This window comes from Oscillatoria sp. CS-180, assembly GCF_028330965.1.
Lineage (GTDB): Bacteria > Cyanobacteriota > Cyanobacteriia > Phormidesmidales > Phormidesmidaceae > Halomicronema.
In genome coordinates this window covers 1-23,716 of record NZ_JAQMUB010000083.1, presented here as the reverse complement: position 1 = coordinate 23,716, position 23,716 = coordinate 1, and the positions used below count along the sequence as shown (strand labels likewise).

19 protein-coding genes are annotated in these 23,716 nt (G+C 50.1%); 11 read left to right on the top strand and 8 right to left on the bottom strand.

All coding sequences use genetic code 11. The features are described from left to right. Positions 1–163: 163 nt before the first annotated feature. The 3 genes from PN498_RS20440 to PN498_RS20430 all read left to right on the top strand — a co-directional run bounded on the left by PN498_RS20440 (position 164) and on the right by PN498_RS20430 (position 2,814). A complete protein-coding gene (locus PN498_RS20440) occupies positions 164–1,144 on the top strand; it encodes a hypothetical protein (protein ID WP_272065233.1) in 981 nt (326 codons plus the stop codon). 87 nt (positions 1,145–1,231) lie between these two features. Then, positions 1,232–1,978, top strand: coding sequence for an isoprenyl transferase (locus PN498_RS20435; protein ID WP_272065232.1), 747 nt, complete (start codon positions 1,232–1,234; stop codon positions 1,976–1,978). A gap of 44 nt (positions 1,979–2,022) precedes the next feature. Then, positions 2,023–2,814: an SAM hydrolase/SAM-dependent halogenase family protein gene (locus PN498_RS20430; protein ID WP_272065231.1), complete on the top strand. Its 792-nt coding sequence runs from the start codon at positions 2,023–2,025 to the stop codon at positions 2,812–2,814. Here the strand turns inward: PN498_RS20430 and PN498_RS20425 are convergent. Together PN498_RS20425 and PN498_RS20420 are read right to left on the bottom strand one after the other, a co-directional pair. After that, positions 2,804–4,816, bottom strand: coding sequence for a CHASE2 domain-containing protein (locus PN498_RS20425; RefSeq protein WP_272065229.1), 2,013 nt, complete (start codon positions 4,814–4,816; stop codon positions 2,804–2,806). The genes PN498_RS20430 and PN498_RS20425 overlap by 11 nt on opposite strands. Before the next feature lie 115 nt (positions 4,817–4,931). Beyond that, on the bottom strand, positions 4,932–5,867 hold the full coding sequence (locus tag PN498_RS20420) for a FecR family protein (RefSeq protein WP_272065227.1): 936 nt from the start codon (positions 5,865–5,867) through the stop codon (positions 4,932–4,934). Between the two features lie 751 nt (positions 5,868–6,618). Between PN498_RS20420 and uvrB the strand changes: the two genes are divergently transcribed. Next, positions 6,619–8,634 carry an excinuclease ABC subunit UvrB gene (uvrB, locus tag PN498_RS20415; protein WP_272065225.1) on the top strand — a complete coding sequence of 672 codons (2,016 nt, stop codon included), beginning with the start codon at positions 6,619–6,621 and terminating at the stop codon, positions 8,632–8,634. Between the two features lie 162 nt (positions 8,635–8,796). After that, positions 8,797–9,381 (top strand): Uma2 family endonuclease, encoded by a 585-nt coding sequence (locus tag PN498_RS20410; RefSeq protein WP_272065223.1) that lies wholly within the window; start codon positions 8,797–8,799, stop codon positions 9,379–9,381. Positions 9,382–9,532: 151 nt separating this feature from the next. On the opposite strand, the gene miaB is transcribed toward PN498_RS20410, so the two are convergent. After that, positions 9,533–10,888, bottom strand: coding sequence for a tRNA (N6-isopentenyl adenosine(37)-C2)-methylthiotransferase MiaB (gene miaB, locus PN498_RS20405; protein WP_272065222.1), 1,356 nt, complete (start codon positions 10,886–10,888; stop codon positions 9,533–9,535). A 244-nt stretch (positions 10,889–11,132) separates the two neighbouring features. Between miaB and PN498_RS20400 the strand changes: the two genes are divergently transcribed. From PN498_RS20400 to PN498_RS20385, 4 genes are all read left to right on the top strand, one after another. Then, positions 11,133–12,083 (top strand): hypothetical protein, encoded by a 951-nt coding sequence (locus PN498_RS20400; protein ID WP_272065220.1) that lies wholly within the window; start codon positions 11,133–11,135, stop codon positions 12,081–12,083. Positions 12,084–12,133: 50 nt separating this feature from the next. Next, positions 12,134–12,709: a shikimate kinase gene (locus PN498_RS20395; RefSeq protein WP_272065218.1), complete on the top strand. Its 576-nt coding sequence runs from the start codon at positions 12,134–12,136 to the stop codon at positions 12,707–12,709. A gap of 33 nt (positions 12,710–12,742) precedes the next feature. Beyond that, positions 12,743–13,642: an acetylglutamate kinase gene (gene argB, locus PN498_RS20390; RefSeq protein WP_272065217.1), complete on the top strand. Its 900-nt coding sequence runs from the start codon at positions 12,743–12,745 to the stop codon at positions 13,640–13,642. A 457-nt stretch (positions 13,643–14,099) separates the two neighbouring features. Beyond that, entirely contained in the window at positions 14,100–14,906 is an 807-nt protein-coding gene (locus PN498_RS20385; RefSeq protein ID WP_272065215.1) for a sulfotransferase domain-containing protein, read from the top strand. Positions 14,907–14,930: 24 nt separating this feature from the next. On the opposite strand, the gene PN498_RS20380 is transcribed toward PN498_RS20385, so the two are convergent. The 5 genes from PN498_RS20380 to PN498_RS20360 form a co-directional block, all read right to left on the bottom strand. Further along, a complete protein-coding gene (locus PN498_RS20380) occupies positions 14,931–15,956 on the bottom strand; it encodes a D-alanine--D-alanine ligase family protein (protein ID WP_272065214.1) in 1,026 nt (341 codons plus the stop codon). A gap of 2 nt (positions 15,957–15,958) precedes the next feature. Beyond that, positions 15,959–17,296 carry an ATP-grasp domain-containing protein gene (locus tag PN498_RS20375; RefSeq protein WP_272065213.1) on the bottom strand — a complete coding sequence of 446 codons (1,338 nt, stop codon included), beginning with the start codon at positions 17,294–17,296 and terminating at the stop codon, positions 15,959–15,961. A gap of 15 nt (positions 17,297–17,311) precedes the next feature. After that, positions 17,312–18,265 (bottom strand): O-methyltransferase, encoded by a 954-nt coding sequence (locus PN498_RS20370; RefSeq protein WP_272065212.1) that lies wholly within the window; start codon positions 18,263–18,265, stop codon positions 17,312–17,314. A gap of 210 nt (positions 18,266–18,475) precedes the next feature. Further along, entirely contained in the window at positions 18,476–19,294 is an 819-nt protein-coding gene (locus tag PN498_RS20365) for a TauD/TfdA dioxygenase family protein (RefSeq protein WP_272065210.1), read from the bottom strand. Between the two features lies 1 nt (position 19,295). Further along, entirely contained in the window at positions 19,296–19,982 is a 687-nt protein-coding gene (locus PN498_RS20360; protein ID WP_272065208.1) for an HAD-IA family hydrolase, read from the bottom strand. A gap of 757 nt (positions 19,983–20,739) precedes the next feature. On the opposite strand from PN498_RS20360, the gene PN498_RS20355 reads away from it, so the two are divergent. Continuing rightward, positions 20,740–21,729, top strand: coding sequence for a DMT family transporter (locus PN498_RS20355; protein ID WP_272065206.1), 990 nt, complete (start codon positions 20,740–20,742; stop codon positions 21,727–21,729). A gap of 408 nt (positions 21,730–22,137) precedes the next feature. Continuing rightward, positions 22,138–23,664, top strand: coding sequence for a ferredoxin:protochlorophyllide reductase (ATP-dependent) subunit B (gene bchB / locus PN498_RS20350; RefSeq protein ID WP_272065205.1), 1,527 nt, complete (start codon positions 22,138–22,140; stop codon positions 23,662–23,664). The last annotated feature ends 52 nt before the right edge of the window (positions 23,665–23,716 follow it).

Sequence of the window (23,716 nt, the reverse complement as noted above, 5' to 3'; positions counted from 1 at the left end):
TGACCATAGCTAGAATTTCTGACGCTAATGTATTAATTAAAACATCGCAGACGTTTTCCGACTTTTTTGGACGGTGGTTTCTCTGCATCGACAGACGTTGACCGACTGACATAGCCCCTTAGCAGGCAGTAGGGTGAATCCAAGTTTTTGAGACTGGATAACCATGACGTATGTGCCTGTTCCTCAGGATGATCCTTACTATTTTGACGAAGAGTCTGCCCTGGCTCCCCATAGGTTACGGATACTGAAACGAATTCGGTGTCTCCGATCGCACTATGTCACTGAATCTAGCCTGCGCGATCGCTTGGAAGAACTGCCGACCCAGTTCCAGCAGCCGACGGTGCGCCCTTGGGGGGCGATCGCTTGGTCAGAGGTTCACCCCAACCAGCTAATGGGCATTGATACCCCAACGTTTTGTGCTGTTCTGCTGGGGGCCATCAATACCGAAGCCCCCATCCGGGACTATACCCAAAGCAGCCGTCAGTACCTAGAGAGGCTCTATCCAGCCATGGCGCAGTATGTCGGCGGTGAGGTTGACAACGCTGGTAACTTGCTTAAAGTCGGTCTTTGGGAGCGCGAAGAAAAACGCCATACCCCTGCGCTGGCCAAGCTCTACACGCTGCTCAGCGGTCAAAGACCGACGATCATCCCCCATAAAGCACGCCCCTATCGTCCTGCCGTGGATCCCCGTGAAAATCTCTATCGTCATGGGCTGCACCGGGTGGCCACAGAGTATGGCGCCACATGCCTATACCTTTGGATGATGGCGCATTCCACAGGCGCACTCCAAACTGTATTAGCGGAGCTATTAATCGACGAAATCAACCACATGACCAAGTTTTGGGGCTTTGGCATGTGGGCCTATCCTGATTCGTCTGCTTGGACAATGGGCAAGACGATGAGCCGGGCCCTGTGGACTAAGCTCCGCGATCGCCAAACCCAAGGCAGCCTCTTGCATACCCTGCGCCGCATGATGACTGAACTCGCGTGGCAGCAATGGTCGCCAACCAATCGCATGACGCTGCTCTATACCTTCGACCAAGTGATTAAACCGCTCTGGCGATGGAACCAAACGCTGACGCCCGCTTATTTGGACTCTCTGTTTGGTCCTCACCAAACGGGAATACATCAGGATGGCGCATGAAAGCAGAACGGTGACGGAATTTGGACGGTTGCCTTCTGATACTTGAATTCTGATTCTCAACTATTGTTTTTTCTACAGGAATTAATTATGAAAACGCTGCCTTTGGATCTCGACCGCGATCGCTTACCTCAACATGTCGCTTTCATCATGGATGGCAATGGACGCTGGGCGAAACAGCGGGGATTACCGCGCATGGCGGGCCATCGTCAGGGAACTCGGATTCTCAAAGATTTGGTACGGTGCTGTCAGGATTGGGGCATTCCAGCGCTGACGGTTTACGCCTTTTCCACTGAGAACTGGCAGCGACCGCTCAAGGAAGTCTCGTTTTTGATGAAACTGTTTGAGCGGGTGCTGCACAAGGAACTTGCGGAAATGCATCAGGAAGGGGTTTGCCTGAATTTCTTGGGGGATCTGTCACCACTCCCTGAGACGCTGCAGGGCGCCATCCACCAAGCTTGCGAGACGACACAACATAATCAAGCAGTCAAGTTTAATGTAGCGGTGAATTACGGTAGTCGGCATGAGCTAGTCCGATCCTGTCAGTCGCTCGCTCAGCAAGTGCAGCAAGGACAATTGGCTCCTGAAGACATTAACGAGGCATTGCTCCAGCAACAGCTGTATACAGCGGGCGATCGCGATCCTGACCTGCTCATTCGGACCAGCGGTGAACAGCGACTCAGCAACTACCTTCTCTGGCAGTTGGCCTACACCGAGCTATACTTCACCGACTGCCTCTGGCCGGATTTTGATCGGACGGCCTTTCATCAAGCGTTGTTGAGTTTTCAGCAGCGCGATCGTCGATTCGGTAAACTGCCTACTGTAATGAGTGCTTAAGACTCGTTCCTCAAATCGCTTGAGCATTGGACGGTGTGCAATCAATGGCTCCTCTCATCACGCTGCTGACTGATTTTGGCTATCAAGATGGCTATGTCGGCGTGATGAAGGGCGTCATCCTCAGCATTTGCTCGGATGTCAGGCTGGTCGATCTTTCCCACGCTATTCCTTCTCAACATATTGCGGCAGCCCGGTTTACGCTGCTGAACGCCTACGCCTATTTTCCCAAGGAAACAATTCATGTCGTGGTCGTTGATCCAGGGGTAGGAACGGCGCGCCGGGCGATCGCCCTACAGACGCCCTATGGCTATCTCATCGGTCCTGACAATGGCGTTCTCAGCGGCGTCACCGATCAGGTCGGCATCTTAAAGGCGGTGTCTTTGACGCAATCTGCCTATTGGCGAGTGCCTGAACCAAGCCGGACCTTTCATGGACGAGACATCTTTGCCCCCGTCGCTGCTCACCTCGCAATGGGTGTATCTCTATCTGATTTAGGTGAAGCAATCGATCCGATCTCAGTGACGAGAATTGATGTGCCTCAACCTCGGAAAACAGAGAATGCCATTGTTGGACATGTGCAGCATATCGATGGATTTGGCAACCTGATTACGACGATTCCAGAACGGATGGCGCAGCATCAGCATGGGGGAAGTCGGGTCATGGTTGGAGCGGTAGACATGCCGTTCGGCCTAACCTATGGAGACGTGGAGATTGGACACGCGATCGCCCTGATCGGCAGTCACGGTTGGGTTGAAATTGCCGTCAATGGCAGCAGTGCCCAAGCGCGTCTCAGGCTTGCTATTGGCGATGAAATTCAGCTCTGCCTCAGTCCGTAGCTGCATTACCATAGCTGTAAAGTCGGTCAGCCATCGGTTGTTCAAGGCGCTTGGCCTCGTTGTCGTCGCGGGCGATCGTGTAGAGCTTGGTTGTCTGCGATCGTCCCTGCAGCTGGAGCTGCCCTTGCTGAGTCAAACGGAAGTGTTCTTCAACATGGTGGGCAGTAGCACCGCTCAGCAGAATTGGATACGGCGTTTCTGACTGTAAGGTTTTGGTCAAATTTTGCAGCCGTGCCGCGACGTTGACGGTATCTCCGAAAAGAGAATAGCTCGCGCGATGACGGCTGCCAACGGTGCCAGCCATAATCGCGCCGGTATGCAACCCCACTCCAAATTGCACTGTAGGTAGGCCCTCGGCAGCAAATTCACTATTCAACTCTTCCAGTCGTCCCACCATCGCAAGGCTAGCGTTGACGGCGGCGATCGCCTGATGCCGGATGCCCTCCGGGGTGGGTTGGGCAATGGGCGCTCCGAATGCGGCCATTATGGCGTCTCCGATGTATTTATCAACCACGCCGCCGTGGGCCATGATGCAGTCGGTCATGGCTTCGAAATAGCGATTCAACCAGGGCAGTAAGACGTCAGACGGTAGCTTTTCACTGATGCTGGTAAAGCCTCGAATATCAGAAAACAGTAGGGTTGCGTTCAGGGATTGAGGTTGAATTTGCCCTTCGGACAACAGTTCTCCTTTGTGCTCCCAAATGAAATCGGCCATCTCAGGAGATAGGTTGATAGCAAACAAATCCATCAGGGTTTTGCGTTCCCGCTGCTCTATAAATTGGATGCCGATGAGTCCCAGCAGACTTGTGCCGATGGGGGCAGCAATGGGTATCCACAGGCCACTCAAAAAACTGCCGTAGGCGATCGCGCACCATAGCAAGATGATACCTACAATCATCATCAGACGCTGGTTAGCGCTACGGGGACTGAACAGGAGACTGCTGACAAATCCAATCGTAATGACCAGCAGTAGAGTCGCTTTAGGGGAAAGCCGCATTAAGAAGCGATCGTTTAAAAGATTGTCTAAAATCGCTGCATGCAAATAGACACCAGCGGTGGGAATCTGCTGCTCGAAAGGCGTTCTGAGGGCATCTTCGGAATTTCCAACGATCCCTACGGCTGTGTATCCCACCAGGACAATTTTGTTTTGCAGCTGGGCCAACAATTGAGGATCTGCATCCTCAGCTATCACGTCTGAAAACGAGAGTGTGGTTACTCCCTGCGGGACAGATGCGGTGTGGTCTAATCGTGTATGTCCTGGCCAGTTCAGCCACAGCGGGTTGTTTTGGCTATATCTCTGGGGCTGCTGCATGAACTGGGCATTGAGATCCGGCATCTCAATCGGTTCAGGGGTCAGCAGACCCGATAAACTCAGTTCATAGGTATCCAATAGCGAAATCGCAAGGCTAGGAGCAACATCTGCACCATACACTTCGTACAGAAAAGCCTGACGACTGATGCCATCGGTATCCGGTGTGTGGTTGACATGCCCTACCCGAACAAAGCCATCCGTCTGATCGACTACAGTGGGCGCCACTTGAATGGAATTACCCAATGGATCAGTCCCTGCTGATAGAACGACGTTGCCGCTATAGTAGATGGCCTCAGCCAAAGCAGCATCGGTGGGCGTCGATTCTGACATGAGGATATCAAAGCCGATCGCAGCCGGTTGAACCGGCATCAGCGTGTCTAAGAGGGCAGCATAGCGCTCCCGTGTCCAAGGAAAAGCACCATAGGCATCTAAGCTGGGCTCATCGATAGCAATAACAACGATGCGCTCATCCCATTCAATCGGTTGCAGAGCGTCACGCAGCAGAAACAGTCCTGTATAAGCGATGCGCTCTGATGGCTCCCACGCACCCAATAGCAAAAGTCCAGCACCCGTCGCCGCCGCCGCCAAACCGGCTATCCAAGGCGATGTCGTACAGTGTCGAGACCGAATGGGAAGCGATCGCAACCGCTTTCCCAAGGTGCAACGAAGCCATTTCAAAGCTTGCTTCATAGCAATAGTGATACCAGTGAAAATCAGTTGATCAAGATGCCCTGGATATACGCTATTGGGGACAACAGGCTTCACCGAAGCAGTTGTAATTCCCACCCTGAAATTATAGACGCGCCTACTCTCCGTCCTGATTGCTACCCCGATCCAAATCCGGTAATCGCCACAGAGAAACAGGATGCAAACGGGTCTCTCCTAAAGGATTTTGAACCGTGAAAGCGATGCTGCGATTACGACGAGCAGACCTGACTTGTTGCTCAAAGTAACCGCTCCGTGAAATCTCAATTTCCTCACCTTCAAACAGCAGGACGTTGGAAGGATCGATTCGCCCTGATAGGAATAGAATATTGCCTCGCCGTTCTTGAGTAAACCACTCAATATCCAACACTCTATCTAATGGTGCAGGTGTAGTTGGCGGCTCTCCAGGGCGAATCGTTGAAACCTCATCTGCATTGACCCTAACCGTAACGGATTCTGCCGTCACGTTGACCTGTCCTTCTAGTGTGCCAACGCTTGTTTTACCATCTTCAGCAACCGTTAAGCCGAACTCAGTGCCTCGAACAGCAGCAACACCACTCGGGGTTCTAAGTTCCAGAATCGTGTTGGGATGAGTAAAGGGACGAGCCTGAATTCGAGCTTGTCCTCTAGAAACATCAACAATGCTGACCTTGGCTCCATCTGGTAGAGTATCTAAGCGCTGGACGGCTAAATGGGTGTTTTGGGCAACTGCAATGGAACCGATGCCGTCATCTAGCGTCAAGTTACTACTCGATGCCGATCCTGTTGTGAGGCTATTACCCGGTTGAGAGAGGCGATCGCCGATCTGAGCGGCCCGAGACTGATTCGTTCGGACGGAGACAGAGCCTGCAATACGCTGCACCTCCAGCCAGCGCTCAGGGGCTTGCGCCTGAACTTGAGGCAAAATTGTGGTGCCAACAAGAGTGAGCGCACCAACCGCAGAGAAAGCCGCTTTTTTTAAAGATCTGTGCTGATTTAGAACACTCTTGAGTTGAGTCGCCACCGTGACGACATTCCCATAGTTTTGACTTGGCATAGTACTGGTCTTTAATTACAAACTTTTGATTAAGCGCGTTCTAAAAAGCATTTAGATAGCGTGAAAAAATAAAAGATGACTTGATTTCTCGAATCATTCTTTGATTGTCCTCTGCCTGCTCTTAAAGCCTGAAATTCTTCTAAAGATACTGATCTGAAACTGCTAAACCGAACCCTGAACCCTGTCTAGATGAATGCGTTTTCATTTTAGATGTTTCGCCATAACGCCATAACATAGAAGCATAAAAGTTCTTTCGGGGCGTTTTGATTTGCTGTTTAAGAAAACAGATTTATTTTAACAATAAAACTTGTTTAACATATTTTTGAGTTAAGGAAAAACAATTTTCGAGATAGGACTATAAGCTTGACATTACTAGTACCGCTACGCGGAACTCAAAATTCAAAATTCAGAATTCAAAACCGAGGCAGATGGGCTTTCCCAATGTTTTGAATGGTGAGCCTATTTCTGCCGTAGTGTACTAGCTTTCTAGAAAGTGCCCAGAGATCCGGAAAGTACAGAAGAAGGGTTGTAGGCTCTGATGGGTATTGCCGCTACTTAAGGCTATCCGTCACTCCTTTAAATTTCATTGCCTTCTCTCTCCAGCAGTTCAACATGAGTTTGAGATGGGGGAGTCAATTGGCTGAAGCAGAGAATGAACAGTTTGAATTCTGAGAAAAGGTAAAACCCTTCACAGCCCCAAAAAATCCGTCATTATAGATTAGTTAGGCTGAGGTGTGTGGAGGGGGAAACGGTGGGAGATTTTAAGATTCAGGCGCCATTTGAGCCAAAGGGAGATCAGCCTAAAGCGATCGCAGGATTGCTCAAGTATCTTCAAGGCGGGCAACCTTATCAAACCTTACTGGGAGCTACGGGAACCGGTAAAACTCATACCATCGCTCGTGTCGTTGATCAAATTGGCAAACCGACACTGGTGCTAGCTCACAACAAAACGCTGGCAGCACAGCTCTGTAACGAATTGCGGGAATTCTTTCCTGATAATGCGGTGGAGTACTTCATCAGCTATTACGACTACTATCAGCCGGAAGCATACGTTCCTGTTACGGATACTTATATCGCCAAAACCGCTGCTATCAACGAAGAGATTGATATGCTGCGACACTCAGCAACGCGATCGCTCTTTGAACGGCGTGATGTGATCGTCGTCGCTTCCATTAGCTGCATTTACGGCCTAGGAATCCCCTCTGAATATCTGAAGGCGTCGATTCCCCTACAGGTGGGTATGGAAGTCAATCAGCGACAAGTGTTGCGGGATTTGGCGACAGTCCAGTACAGTCGCAACGATTTGGACTTGGGTCGTGGCCGCTTCCGGGTCAAAGGGGATGTTTTAGAGATCGGTCCGGCGTATGAGGATCGAGTTATTCGCGTCGAGTTTTTTGGTGACGAAATTGATGCTATCCGCTACGTCGATCCGGTTACGGGAACGACCCTACAGAGTATGGAAGCGGTGAATGTCTACCCGGCAAAGCACTTTGTCACACCGGATGAACGTCTAGAGGCAGCTTGTCAAGCCATTCAAGAGGAGTTGCGCGATCGCCTCGAACAGTTGGAGCAGGCAGGCAAACTACTGGAGGCGCAACGACTTGAGCAGCGCACCCGCTATGACCTTGAAATGCTGCGAGAAGTGGGATATTGCAACGGCGTTGAAAACTACGCTCGGCATCTGGCCGGTCGTCAGGCGGGTTCTCCTCCCGAATGTCTTATTGACTATTTTCCTAAAGATTGGCTGTTGGTGATTGATGAATCCCACGTGACGATCCCTCAAATTCGCGGCATGTATGAGGGCGACCACTCCCGTAAAAAGGTGCTCATTGAACATGGCTTTCGCCTTCCTAGCGCTGCTGATAACCGTCCTCTCAAAGCGGAAGAATTTTGGCAGAAAGTCAGCCAGTGCGTTTTCGTCTCGGCCACGCCGGGTAACTGGGAATTCGAGATATCTGAGGGGCGGGTGGTTGAGCAGATTATTCGCCCCACGGGAGTGCTCGATCCTGAAATCTTTGTGCGTCCCACTGAAGGGCAAGTGGATGATCTGCTCGGCGAAATTCGAGAGCGAGCTGTGCGGAACGAGCGTGTGCTGGTCACGACTCTGACCAAGCGCATGGCCGAAGACCTCACTGAATACTTCAACGAACAAAATGTCCGCGTCCGTTATTTGCACTCTGAGATCCATTCCATTGAGCGCATTGAGCTCATTCAAGACCTGCGAGACGGCATTTTTGATGTTTTGGTTGGGGTTAACCTACTGCGGGAAGGACTAGACCTACCTGAAGTGTCGCTTGTTGCGATCTTAGATGCGGATAAAGAGGGTTTTCTACGGGCTGAGCGATCGCTCATCCAAACCATGGGACGTGCGGCTCGTCATGTCCAAGGTAAAGCCATTCTCTATGCTGACAACCTAACGGATAGCATGGCTAGAGCGATTGAGGAAACCGAGCGACGTCGTACTATTCAGCAGCAATACAATGAGGAAAACGGCATCGTTCCTACGCCCATCATTCGCAAAAAGAGCAACGCCATTCTCTCTTTTTTAGAAGTCTCTCGTCGCCTCAATGTGCATGAGTTGGATGAAGCCTATGAGCATAAGGACGATTTGGCTTTGGAAGATATTCCTGAACTCATCAGCCAGTTGGAAAAGCAAATGAAGGAAGCGGCCAAGAATTTGGACTTTGAGGAAGCCGCCAAATATCGCGATCGCGTTAAACAATTACGAGATCGACTCGTCGGCAAGCATCCTTCGATCGCGGATTAAAGTTAGAGAACGCCAGAATTTAATCCGCATTGATATAGCCCTGTGCAGCTTGGTCAAGTCCATCTCAGTGTCTTGAGGGAATAGAGAACAGGGAATGGGGTGTGCTTGACTCAAACGCATACCGCTGTAGTTTTTAGGGAAGCGCCTTTCGAAGAGGTCATCATGGTTCAAGCTCAGTCTCGGCGGTATACCCCAGAAGAATATTTAGAGCGAGAAGCAAAAGCTGATCATAGAAGTGAATATCGGAACGGGAGCATTGTCCCCATAACTGGCGGGACCACCAACCACAACGAGCTAGCTCTCAATTTGGCGGCGACCTTAAAGCTGTCTTTGAAGGGACAGAACTGTAAGGTTTACATGGGTGATGTCCGCTTGTGGATTCCTGACTATCGCCAATATACCTATCCAGACGTCATGCTGGTGAAAGAGCAACTCGTTTATACAGACGACAGCAAAACAACGATTATGAATCCATCCTTGATTGCTGAAGTCTTATCAAAATCGACTCAGAATTATGACCAAGGCGATAAATTTATGTATTATCGCTCTCTCGAATCAATGCGGGAATACATTCTGATTGATCAGACGTGTCATCACGTCATTCAACACACCAAGACGGAAACAGGACAATGGTTGCTCAAAGACTATTGGTCAACTGACGAGCAGCTGGTCATGAATGCGATCCCCTTCAATATGAGCCTTGCCGATCTCTACGAAGGCGTCGAATTCAACAGTTCTGAAAAATAGTGGATTACGGCAGAAATACGTTCACTATTCAAAACACAAGAAAAGCTTAGTAGAGCCTTGCTCTTCTCGTTCGCCTTTAGCGTTCTCGAAGAGTAGAGTGCCTTGCATTTTGAATTCCGCTGAAGTACACCAAGCCAGCCTGTGATCAGCACTAAGCGTGAGCCGGAACAAGATGTACACCCGTTAAGCTAAAAGGCCGAACCTCAGTAATTTGGACATCAATAAGCTGACCCTTCAAGTGAGTAATATCGCCTGTGCAAAAGGTCAAGCGGTTGCCACGGGTGCGCCCCATAACCTGTGATGGGTCTTTAGGGTTCACGTCTTCTATGAGAACCTGTTCAACGCGATTAGCGTAACGCTGCGATCGCTCTGCTGCCTTGAGTCCTACCAGATGGTTGAGTCGCTGGAGGCGATCGCTCTTCTCTGCTTCGCTTAGCTGGTTGTCCCATAGAGCCGCTGGTGTATTGGGCCGGGGAGAATAAGCAGCCGTATTGAGTAGATCGAAGCCAACATCGTCGACAAGCTGCATGGTGCGCTGGAACTGTTCTTCGGTTTCGCCAGGAAAGCCGACGATCGCATCTGCGCTAATAGCGGCATCAGGCATGTATTCACGAATGGAATCGATAATGCGGCGATATTTCTCGTGAGTGTAGCCCCGTGCCATGGCCTTCAGCACATCATTGTCACCGGATTGGAAAGGAATATGGAAATGCTCACACACTTTAGGAAGTTCGGCACACGCTTGAATCAGCCGTTCGGTGAAGTAGCGGGGATGGCTAGTGGCAAAGCGAATACGCTCAATACCGGGAATATCGTGAACGGTATACAGCAAATCCGTCAGCGTATTTTGTCTACGGCCCTCCGCAGTGATTCCGGGCAAGTCACGACCGTAGGCGTCGATATTTTGTCCCAATAAAGTAACTTCCTTAAAACCCTGACGCCCTAGCGCTTCCATTTCCGCATAGATAGCTTCCGGTGTGCGGGACTGTTCAACCCCACGAACACCCGGTACCACACAGTACGTGCAGCGCTCATTGCAACCGTAGATAACGTTCACCCAAGCGGTGACTTCGCTGTCCCGTCGCGGTTGGGTGATGTCCTCCATGATGTGGACCGGGTCCGTTGCCACAACTTGGTTGCCGTTCATCACCTGCTCCAGCAAATCTTGGAGACGATTAGCGTGTTGGGGTCCCATAACCAGATCAAGTTCAGGCACCCGCCGCAGCAGTTTTTCACCCTCTTGCTGCGCTACGCAACCAGCGACAACTAGCGTCAGATTAGGGTTGGTCTGTTTACGTTTTGCTTGGCGTCCTAGATACGAATAAACCTTCTGCTCAGCGTTATCGCGAATGGTGCAGGTGTTGTAAAGCACGATATCCGCCTGTAAGGGATCTTCTTCCCAAGCCATGCCCATTGTTTCTAAAATGCCGGCCATGCGTTCGGAATCAGCCTTGTTCATCTGACAGCCGAAGGTCGTGACGTGATAGCGACGAGGAGCACTAGACATGACAGCAGGGTTAAAGAGTCGATGGATACAGCAGCATTCCATGTTAGCGCGGATGGGCTGAGCTTGGCGAGTAGCGTATGCCTGGCAAGGACTGCCGAGTTCAGCACTAGAAAACTCGAAGTATAGCCGTTGCTACTGGTGTTAGGAGAAGACGGCGAGCCATCTAGCGATCGCCTAGCACCTGTCTATCCCTCATCCTCCCATTAGCCCTAAGGTTCTACGATAGTGAAGTCACTCGAAGAAGATGTCTTCTGCTATGAGAATTGGGCGAATCGTTGTTGCTATCTTGATCGTTTGCACTTTGGTCTCTCTGACCGTGCAAAATTTGTCGCCAGTACTGCCGTTGACGTTTCTTAGCTTCAACAGTCTGGCGCTGCCCTTAGGGGTGTGGATCAGTGGAGCGATCGCCTTGGGGGTTCTGACTACAGTGCTGATCGTGATCGTGATGGACACGGGGATGATGTCCCGTCATCGCTCCAGTCGTCGGCGCTGGACAGTTCGCCAGGATACTGCACCTCAAGACTCAGCAGGTAATGCTGGAAAAGCTCGGGGAACGACTGCTACATCGTCTCCCAGAGAGGCTTCGACTAGACAGCCATTTCAGGGCGCTCGACCGGCACGCGAACCCGCTCCGCCACGGGAACCGGTACGAGAGGCATCGCCTAAAACCTCCTTTCAAGGGAATCGAGAGACACCGCCCCCTGTGAATAACGTTGCCGCTGCAGAAGATTGGCAGGCCTGGGAGCAACGGCCCTCTCCTAATCAATGGGAGGATTGGTCCCAAGCTAGCAGCAATGACCCCACCGACGAAAACCTGTCTCGACGGCAGCGTAAAGAACGGCAGAGAGCCGATGCTACCCTCCAAGATTTAGAAAAAGGTTGGGATGACTCTGCTCAAGACACTGTCTATGTCGCTCCCGGAGGAAGCCAGGTGCAAGATACGCTGGATGACATTACGGAGGGTTGGGATGATTGGGACTTGGAGGACGATCCGCCTGCCAGCACAGCCTATGCTCAACGCTATGAGGGTGGCGAGAAAGAGGTGCGTAAAGATACTATTTATGGTCCTCCAGATGATGCTGGGAGCGATCCTGAAGCGAGCGACGAGAGCGTCTATGATGCTGACTACCGCGTCATCATTCCTCCCCATCGTCCGCTGAATGAGGATGAAAATACAGGCGATCGCAGTCCCTAATCTTTGATACGGTAAATTCGGAACGTCTACTGACTCAGTTTTGAAACGTTTTGAATACCTCAACATTCGATCTTTTGAGGGGTACCAACTTGTACCTCGTTGGCATGATGGGGGTGGGCAAGTCCACGCTGGGAACTGCAATGGCCGAACGATTGGGCTATCGCTTTTTCGATACAGATACCCTAATTGAGCAGGTCGCTCATCACACAATTCCAGAGATTTTCGACACCGTTGGAGAAACCGAATTTCGAGTGATCGAAAGTCAGGTCCTCAGTCAGCTTTCCCCATACACCCGGTTGGTAATTGCCACGGGGGGTGGCATTGTTTTGAATCAAGAAAACTGGTGGCATCTGCGGCAAGGGGTCATTGTATGGTTAGATGTGCCTCTGCCGGAACTAGAACGACGACTACAAGGTAACCAGAATCGTCCGCTTCTACAGCGAGAGGACTGGCGCAAACATCTGTCTTATCTCTTGGAAAGTCGTCGTCGTCGCTATGCAGAGGCGGATATTCACCTGACCGTTGTGGCGGGCGAAACGGTGGAAGAGAGTTGCGATCGCCTAGTTAAACGACTGGAAGACCGCATTTTACCACCACCGGAGACATCGACCTGCCCTGACGATTGATACACTACGGAAATTATTGCTGTTCTTGAACTAATGACTACCCTACCCAAAGCCCCTGGAATTTTGGAAACCGATGCTGAGCGCGTCCGTATTTTGAGCGAGGCTCTACCCTACATCCAAAAGTTCCAAGGGCGCACCATGGTGGTCAAATATGGTGGAGCAGCTATGAAAGATGAAACCCTGAGAGCCAGCGTAGTGCGAGATGTTGTCCTGATGGCTTGTGTGGGCATTCGTCCTGTCGTGGTGCACGGAGGTGGACCTGAAATTAATACCTGGCTGACGAAACTCAATATCGAGCCGCAATTCAAGAATGGTTTGCGGGTTACCGATGCTCCCACCATGGATGTGGTTGAGATGGTTTTAGTGGGCCGAGTGAACAAAGCGCTGGTGTCGCTGATTAACCAAGCAGGCGGGTCAGCCGTTGGGTTATGCGGCAAGGATGGCAACCTCATTACAGCCCGTTCCCAAGGGGATGATTTTGGGTTTGTCGGAGATGTCACCAATATTGAACCGGGTTTGGTGAAGTCTCTCGTAGAGGATGGCTACATTCCTGTAATCTCCAGCGTGGCGTCTGATGAGATGGGACAGGCGTACAACATCAACGCGGATACGGTGGCTGGAGAGTTGGCGGCTGCACTCAATGCGGAGCGACTGATTCTCCTAACAGACACTCCTGGCATTCTGCGCGATTACAAAGATCCGTCAACTCTGATTCCCAAACTAGACATTAAACGGGCGCGGCGGCTTATCGAAGAGGGGATTGTAGCGGGGGGCATGATTCCCAAGGTGAAGTGCTGTGTGCGATCGCTAGCCCAAGGCGTCGGTGCTGCCCACATTCTCGACGGGCGCATCAGCCATGCCGTGTTGCTGGAAATCTTCACCGATTCAGGCATTGGCTCTATGCTAGTGGCCTCTGATTTTTTTGATCATTGAAGCAAGATCCTGATAAGAAGGAGCATCTTCAGAAGATTAATCAGGGTGCTCGCAACAATGACGCTTCATGCAGAGAGTGGATTTTTGAATTCTTGAAGAATAGTACTGACATCACTCATAGTATGTCAGCCCTAGAAAGCTAGAATTTCCATCGTTACATCTTACATCTCTGGAAAGCTGCGGATTATGGCCGCTACAGTTTCATCAGAACAAGACGGCGAGCCCTCTGGCTATAGACTAAGCAGCCAGGTTTTATTAGGTGCATAAGCCTAGATGACTAAAGCTACAAATTTCAAATCTGAAATTTAAGGCATTTTCTCATCTATAAAAACAATCTATAACTCTAAATTATATTGACACTCTACAGCAAATATATCGTCCTTTTGATATGATTAAATGCGCTGCTAATCGATGCATCCAATTCGTCAAAAATACTGCTTTTCCGAAAAAGCCAACAATGAGTAGTTCAGGTCATGGATTGCTAGATAAAGCAACTGGTAATTCATTGAAATTTCCAGTTACGGAAGACGATATTTTTTTAGTTTCATATCCAAAATCTGGCAATACCTGGGTCAGAAACATCATTTTCAATATTATTTTCCCGAATGAAAGTATTCAAACGCTTAAAGAAATAGATCATTTCGTACCCGATCTAAGCCGAAATTCCGGCTTGAATGCATTAGCAACTGGCTTATACGATCAATCACCTCAGCCTAGAGTTTTCAAAATTCACAATTCATATCCTTTTCGTCCAGGGCAGCAGAATAAGCTCGCATATCGAAGAGTTATTTACATTGTTAGACATCCATTCGATGTCATTCGCTCCTATCATCATTACTTCAAGAGATACAACTCTGATCAATACAAGCTGGAAGACTCTATCAACAAAGTCATCTTCCAAGGCAATCAGTGGGGAACCTGGCAGGATAATGTACTAACGTGGAAAGCCCATGAAAACAACGTAGATTTTCTACTCATTCGATATGAAGACTTACTATTGAAAACAGTTGACTTCATTGAAGAAATAGCAGCTTTTCTCGGCCATGATATTGATCGAGAAAGAGCAGAGATAATTCGCGATCATTGTTCTCTAGAGTCTATGCGTCGCTTGAAAAACAATCGCATCGCCGATAAGGATTTCAAGTTTGTGCGGGAAAGCGATTCCTCTAGGGAGCTTAAAGAACAGCTGACTCCGGAGCTGAAATCTGTAATCAGCAGCCAATGTGGTTATGCCATGAAGCTTTTTGGCTATGAAAACCAGTAGCTTGAGACTGTTGAACCCGCTCCTTCATGGTCTCAAGGCAGCTTTCAAGGTCATTGCCAATAATTCATTGAGGGATAAGCCAGCGGACTTCGCCATCTCAGCAATAACGCTTCTGGGGGAAAAAGAGCAGTAAAGTCCAGCTTCTAGAAAATAGGGATTGCCCTGGGGATCGATCCGAAAGTCAAATAGGCTGTAGTGACGACAGCCTAAAGCTTGATGGCACTGCTTCGCTGCGGCTTGGACGACTGGAGTGATGGAATCGCTGGGGTCAACTATCCAAGATTTGTTAATGCCTTTTGGCGTCAAAGCCAGATCGCCCGATTCGCTGCGCTCAAGCTTGTCGCCATAACTGCGAATGGGATGGTTTTTGGCATCAACAGGATACTCCTCCAACGGCAGGCCAATTAGTTCACCCTCTTTTTCCACCAGGCCACATCTCACTTCTCGACCCGGCTCAATGTATTCCTCCACTAGAACCGTGTCAGCATAGCTAAACGCCGTTTGTAGCGCTGCTGTGTATTGATGCTCGTCGCTCACCAAGCTGACGCCCAGAGAATTATCAGCACTGCTGGGTTTAATGACCACAGGCGGCCTCAGGGTTGGGCTATTGGAGGTCTTCAGCAGTTCGCCGTAGGGGACTTTGACGCCCGCTCCGGCTGCGATCGCCTTCGCTCTGTCCTTGCGAGCTGTCAGCGCCATCACCTCTCCAGCGTTCCCCACATAAGGAATGCCCAGTAGGTCAAACAGGTTACGGTAGAGTGTCATTCCCGCGAGGCAAAACATTTGGGGGATGACGACATCGATCCTGAGGGACTGGATGAGCGCGATCGCCTCTGAGAGGTCCAGCGTTTCTGCTGTCGCAATGTCCTGATCGCTCAGGGATAGTGGAAATCGCCATTGCCTGTCTGGTGTGATGTAGGCAATCTGAAACTCGTAGCGCGTCGGGTCAGCCGTGGCCGCCAGACAATCTCTGGCATAAAGCCGAGACAGGTCGCGGTGAAACCTATCTTGGGCAGAGCCAGTCAAATGTAGCACGCGCAATCTTGACACGGTTAATCGCCCCCCCGTTCAACCAGTTTGCCAATATTGAAATCGATTTTGACCCAGTCCTTGAGCTGGCGCAGATTGTTGAGCAAGAGCAGTGTGACTTGCCAGTGGGGAACGGTGAAGAAAGGGAGTGGATCATCGATTTGTAGGAGTGCATCCGTGCCATGCCAAAGGGTTGTGAGGCGGGTCTTTACATCACTCCAGGACTTTATGGCTGTCAGCCGCCAAGCCTCATGGTAGAACCAGTAGGTCGGACGACTACTCGGTAGCGGAGTGATAGGAATCGATGACTGGGTTTCGGCGTCTTCGAGGTAGGCCTCCGCTAACTGGGAATGGTTATAGAACATGGTGATTGCGGAATGGGTTCGGGGATTACATTCGATGGGATAGACCGTACCGTTGGGGGCTTGAATGAAGTCAAAAGAGATTTGCCCTGTCAAGCCCAAAGCACCCACGAAGGTTTCTACCCAGGCATCAATTGCAGGGTTGTGAATGTGGGCGTAATTGACCTGAAAAGGTGAAGACCTGGAGCAGCAATGAAGTCGAATTTTGCCGTCGCGGACGGTGCTGTGGGTGCAGTATTCCTGTCCCCTAATGAATTCTTGCATCACCCAGGGATTTGTTTCGCTGATAGGCAAACGGCTAACATAGCTCTCCATATCCGGACAAGGAAGTCGAGTCATATCTAGTCGAGACACTGAATCGTAGCGGATGCTTTTCAACAGATAGCGACTGCCATCCGCTTGAAAATCAAACTCAAGAATTTGTTGTGGATGGGTGATTAAAAACGCTTTAGGAGTTGTCAGCCCTAAAGCACTTGCCTTTCTACACAATTCATATTTGTTATCCAGCGTTTCGATGACGGTGGGCGAGCCGTGAATGACTTGGCAATAAGGGGCCAAGCGTTCACCCGCGATCGCATCGTAGTAGCTGGCAATGGGACTAGAGACTGGGATGAAAGCATCGATCTTCTCCTGTTGAACAAGATTAAGTAGTGCCTCCACATACCCTGACGGATCGTGTTCAGGAATCGGTACCGTGTAGAATCGATCAACCGCACGTGAAAATCGATGCCCCGACAGCCAGTATTTGTGAGTTTCTATCAGAACGACAGAGTGGCCTGCCTGATGAAACGATCGCGCCAGCTGTAAGGCTTTCGTCATCTTGCCGCCCGTGATCAAAATTCGCTGGGGCTGACCAGTCGGATGGATTGGTGGAGATGATCCGCGAACCCAACTCCAAAGGTAGGCCGTGCTGACCACTAAGAGGTTGAACGGCAAAGCCAGCATAAGGAGCACAAGCGCGGCTGTTGTTTTGATGAGAGCGTTAAATTTGGACGGCATTGATCAAAAGGCGCGTTAGTACTTACGGCGAATGACAGTCAAGCCATCTCGAATGGGCAATAGGACCTGCTCGACCTGCGCATCGGCAGCGACAAACCGATTAAATTCAGCGATCGCGCGTCCATTCACCGTCTGCTGAGCAGCTGGCAAGTAAGCTTCACCTTGAAGCAGAGTGTTATCCACACAGATGAAGCCACCAGGGGGAACCAAGTTTTTGTCAATCAGCTGTTTGAAATAGTCGATGTACTCTCGTTTGTCGGCATCGATAAAGACCAGATCGAAGGACTGCTGTTCGTTGGCTAGTTGAGCCAGGGTGTCTAGCGCCGGAGCAACTCTGACTTGAATTTTGTGACCGTGGGGCGAGGCTGCAAAACAGGTTTGGGCAAACTTTGCGGCATAGGCGTCCATTTCGCAGGCGATTAAACAACCCTCTGGCGGCAGGGCTTCTGCCATCGCCAGCGCCGAATATCCGGTAAACATGCCCACTTCAAGTACACGCTGGGCACGAATCATTCGAACAAACAACCCAAGCAGTTGACCTTCTACATGACCGGAGAGCATTTCTTGCTCAAGTTGGTGAATCGTTTCTTGATCGGAAAACCGCTGACTCCAATCTTCTGCCGCTGTTTTCTGAGCCAGATGTTTCAGGGCTTCAGTCTCGGGAGTGGTGCAGGTTGCCAAATACGGATCAAGTCCTGAGGCCAAGGCCAGGGTTTCTTGCAGGGCGATCAGCACAGACGCAGATGCTTGAGTCTGCTCAGCCATGACTGCGATCGCGTCCAACCGCTCTACCAAAATGCCCATAGGCGTGACGGCCCGTGGGGTAGGTAACGCTGTAAAGAGAGCATCTGTGGGTTGTTCGTCAAGCTGTTTAGACTCGATGGGATCAGCTGAAACCGTTGAATTGGCGGGCGATGAACGAGACGAAAAACTTTCAGGAGAGGAAAATAGTGAATTAGCGCGAACCATATTGAATCGATGTGGACATTAGCTTGAGGGAGAAACTTCTACAGGGGGCTGGGTTGGTTTTTACTTAAAGTGCTCAACCCAGGAATCATGAGAAATACAGCCCGTATCGTAACAAAATATTAAGGCACGGACTGTCTTTTCTAACTGTTTTGGCGAGAGCAAATCTTTGCACCGACCAACATCATGGTTGGCGATGAAATGATCCGCCGGTCATGGGTTTAGGGGAACTTCGCCCGAGACTAGCCCACGATGCAAAACGCGATCGCCCAACACTTGGGAATGATCAGCACGGTGCATGGTACAGCGGTTGTCCCATATAACAATGTCGCCGGATTGCCAACGATGGCGATAGAGGCGATGAGGCCGAATTGAATGCTTATACAACACACGAATGGCTCGGTGTCCTAGGGTCGCCTCCAATCCAGAGATGGCCTGACACCGCTCTGGCGTTGACAGAAACAGTGCCGTGCGGCCCGAAATCGGGTGTTGTCGAAAGAGCGGATGCCAGCACTCAGTTTCTTGCTCACCAGTCAGGTCCAGACCCGACACCACATGATGGACTTGGGCTTTTGAAAGCTGAGTTTTGACCTGATTGGGCAAGGTTTCGAAGGCTTGATATTGGTTGGAAAATAGGGTCTCTCCTCCCGACTGAGGCAGGGCGATCGCTTTCAGGGCCGTGTAAGCAGGCGGTTGAGCCACATAGCTGGTGTCGGTATGAAAAACGCTTCTCGGCGGGCGCGTTCGACCCACATTGCTGACGATATTGAGGCAGGGCTGATCGGCTAGGGGGGTTTCCCCCGTGGTAAAGGTCAGCGGTCCTAAGGCTTTTAGGAAGTTGACAAAATCAGCATCAGACACCTCTTGATGGCGAATGACGAGCACACCTTGGTCGGCCAGCGCCTGACGAATCCTTTTAGCATCCTCAGAGGTGATAGCCGTGATATCAAATCCAATCATCTCCGCACCAAACGGTGAGAGCGGTCGAACGTAATAGGATTTTGAATCACGAATAGCATTTGATAGCTGCATCCTAGCCCCGCAGTTGACTGCTGAGCGCAGGCAAGAATTGTTTCAGGGTGGCAAAGTCCAAATGATCTGTGCTGAATAGACTGGCCGAAAAGTCGTGGTGCGCAGTATTTGCGCCTGGAAACGCAATGCAAGCAATACCCGCAGATTTCGCCGCTGTTAACCCGTCCACATTGTCTTCGATTGCAAGGCATTCACCAGGTTGTTCACGCAACTGTGCCAGCGCCAACGAATAGGCAGCAGCAGCAGGTTTGGCGTGTTGAACCTGAGCAGACGTCACAACGATGTCAAAATCTTCAAACGAGAGTCTGTCACCTAAAGCCTTGAGGAGGGCATGCACGTTGAATTCGGAGGTCGTTGTCACCAACCCGACTTTTAGATCGTGCTGTTTTGCTGCCTGTACGGTTTGAACAACGCCAGCACGGGGCTGGAGCTGCCCAGAAGCCATAGACTGCTGAAAGATTTCAGACTTGGACTGATGAATTGCTGCGGCATCAACCGATTGTCCTAGCGATCGCCCATACGCTGCAATTCTTTGCCGCCCACCGCTTTTTTGCAATAGGGCAGCGTACTCTTCACGATTCCAATGCCAAGTTAAACCGTGGCGTTCAAAGGCTCGATTAAAAGCCTGTCTCTGTAGTTCCGAGGTTTCTGCGATCGTTCCAATGGAACCGAATAAAATTGCTGGCATTCAATACCTCTACAATGACCAAGTTGTATAGACCCCTTTTCAAAATGCATTTTTGAATGACTCCATTTTTTGCGCAGTTTGAAAACCGCATTTTGCGGAGCACTATACGACCATTGCCAAGATTACCAGGGGCTTGCTCCAGTTACCTATGTCACTCGATGAATTTTTCTACGAATGGATGAATTTTTCAAAAAATTGCTTCATATTGACACCATTTCCTGAATTCAAATTGTTTTGTCATTACAAGCTGATTAAAGAATTGACAGAGCCAGCTGTTGGGTGATTCCGCTGCTAAAAATTCTGACGGATGACGTGGTGTACTTCTCGGTTTCTGAACTGATTAATTAACTTCTGGACGGACGATTAGACGAAAGCAAACTTTTCACGGCTATGTGAACACTTCATAAATTCAATCGACCAAACCTCTGAAAAAACATGGGTTGAGTATTAAGTTAGTTTTCGAGACGGCGCGGTCTGAATCGATTTTCACAGATTTTCAGTCGATTCGCTCCGTCAAGGAATTCAGGTTTTTGCTCTGCTTTTCAGTTCCGATGAAGGATTAACCCGCTTATGCAATTGCTCTGAGCTGACAGGAGTACACAGTTCAAACTCTGTCACTTGTCATTGTTGCAGCGATAGTTCATAGCTCAAAGATGATGGTTAGAAAGCGCGATCGCGCTTTCTAAGATACGGCTGCAAGCATCTCAGGGTGTAGGTCTTGGCTGCAAGACTACACGGCATTATGAGGTCTTTATAAATGGTTAGTAATTATTTAAATACGGCTGAACTGGAGGCTAAACAAACTCCTGTTCCAGCCCTGTTTTTGCTATGCGTTGCTCTTGTTTCTCTTTCCTTTACGGCAATCTTTATCAAGATCTCGCTGTATGACATCAGCGCCAATTCAACGTTATTCAATCGCTTATGGATTGCAACGTTGATTTTTGGGGCTTGGAGCGGTCTCAGCAGAATGCGGTCTGAACACTCCAAAACAGCGGTTCCCCCTCAAGAAAACCTGTCTCGGCAAGACATGCTGCTGTTGGTGATAGTTGCTGTTATCCATGTTGTAGGGCGATTCTTTTGGACATGGTCTATCACTCAAACCAGCGTCGTCAATGCCACTCTGCTGGCTAATATGCCGCCCATTTTTACAGTCCTTGGGGGCTGGTTGGTGCTGGGTCAACGGTTTAATCGGCGATTTTTGCTAGGGATGGCGATCGCTCTAATGGGTGCCCTGACGTTAGGTCTCAACGATTTGTCCACCCCGGTCTCTGATCTCGGTATAGGGGGCACCATGCCTGCGATCGGAGATGCAGCAGCGTTGCTGTCAGCCGTCTTCTATGCGGCCAGCTGTTTGATCATTGAGCGCCTACGAGCCAGCATTTGTTCGCAAAATATCCTCTTCTGGCGCTGTTTTATTGGTTCAGTCGTGATGCTGCCAATTGTTCTAACCACAGAAGAGGTTATTCTACCTGTCTCTTTAACAGGGTGGCTGATGGTCCTGTGTTTGGCCGCTATCTGCGAAGCTCTGGGGCATGGCTTGGTGGTCTACAGCTTGAAATATCTTTCATCCGCTTTCGTCAATGTATTTCTGCTACTGGAATCAGTCCTCACGGCGATATTTGCCTACTTCATCTTTTCGGAAAGTTTGGGCCCCGTTAATCTGCTAACGTTTGCCTTAATCTTGGGCGGTGTTTTCATCGCCCGAACGAGTGATGGGTCTGTCAAAGCCACGACTGAAGAGGGCTAACGGGACACCGGTAGTTATAGCTTTAGACCACCAGTCTTGTCCATCGAATCGGATCCGGGTACTTAGACCACAGCCAAACAGCAAATCATCTTGGCCCACCGGAACTGACGACAGCCCTAGCATCCCCATCAGCCACCGTAGAGAGACGTGGTATATCACGTCTCTCTTGGCATTTGTCCAGCCACCCCAATCCTGTTTCAGAAACATTGCGGAATCTATCACTGTGTAAACGCTGGGGTAAATTTCACTAGAGCTTTTCCGTTGATGACTATAGTGAAGCTTAGAACAAACCAATACTGAAGGCTTCAATGCGTAGTCTTTTTAACTGGAGCCTGCGTTGAAGGATTGCGAGGGTTTTCGGCAAAAACCTCATTAGCAGTTCAAACCTTACGACAGGAGACTCCTTTTATGAAACTGGCCTACTGGATGTATGCCGGTCCTGCCCACATTGGCACGCTTAGGATCGCAAGTTCTTTCAAGAACGTGCACGCCATTATGCATGCGCCGCTGGGAGACGACTACTTCAATGTCATGCGTTCAATGCTAGAGCGTGAACGCGATTTCACCCCGGTAACGGCCAGCATTGTGGACCGCAATGTGCTGGCTCAAGGGTCCCAGGAAAAAGTTGTAGACAATATTGTCCGCAAGGATCACGAAGAGCATCCCGACCTCATTGTCCTCACCCCGACCTGCACCTCCAGCATCTTGCAAGAAGATCTGCAAAATTTCGTGCAGCGAGCTAGTCTTGACGCTCAGTGCGATGTTCTGTTGGCAGACGTTAACCATTACCGTGTTAATGAACTGCAAGCCGCTGATCGCACTCTTCAGCAAATTGTTCAGTTCTACCTAGAGCGCGCCCAAAAGAAGGGCAACCTCTCAACGGAAAAAACGGCAAGGCCATCGGTCAACATCATTGGCATCACAACCTTAGGGTTCCACAATAATCACGATCGCACTGAGCTAATCAAACTCATGGGCGATTTGGGCATCGACGTGAATCTTGTCCTACCCGATCAGGCTACGGTAGACGATATCAAGAAGCTGCCGCAGGCCTGGTTTAATCTGGTGCCCTATCGTGAGGTCGGTCCCTCCACCGCAGCGTATCTGAAAGAGACCTTTGACCAGCCCTGCATTGACGTGACGCCCATGGGGGTTGTGGAAACAGCACGTTGCATCCGAGCGATTCAAAAGATTCTTAACGCTCAAGGGGCAGCTGTCGATTACGAAGCCTTCATCGACGAGCAAACTCGGTTTGTGTCTAATGCGGCTTGGTTTTCACGATCTATCGACTGTCAAAACCTCACCGGTAAAAAAGCTGTTGTGTTTGGCGACAGTACCCATGCTGCCGCGATGACGAAGATTCTAGCCCGCGAGATGGGGATCCATGTCGTCCTGGCAGGGACCTACTGCAAGTACGATGAGGCGTGGTTCCGTGATCAAGTGAGCGAGTACTGCGATGAGATTTTGATTAGTGAGGATAATGGCGCGATCGCTGACAAGATTGCCACCATCGAGCCAGCCGCTATTTTTGGTACCCAAATGGAGCGCCATGTGGGTAAGCGACTCGATATTCCCTGCGGCGTTATTGCGGTTCCCATTCACATTCAGAATTTCCCCGTCGGCTATCGTCCCTTCTTAGGATACGAAGGCTCCAATCAAATTGTGGATCTGGTCTATAACTCCTTCACCTTGGGTATGGAAGACCACCTGCTGGAAATCTTTGGGGGTCATGACACAAAGGAAGTGATTACTAAAACCGTTTCCGCTGATTCTGAACTGGTGTGGAGTAAAGAAGCCCTAGTTGAACTCAATCGAGTACCTGGTTTTGTGCGCGGCAAAGTGAAGCGAAATACGGAGAAGTTTGCTCGCGATCGCAACTGCTCTGAAATTGACGTCGAAGTGATGTACGCCGCCAAGGAAGCCGTTGGGGCCTAATAGAACCCATCCCCATTGGCGTGTGTCCGTGCAGGTAGGGGCGAGGTTACCT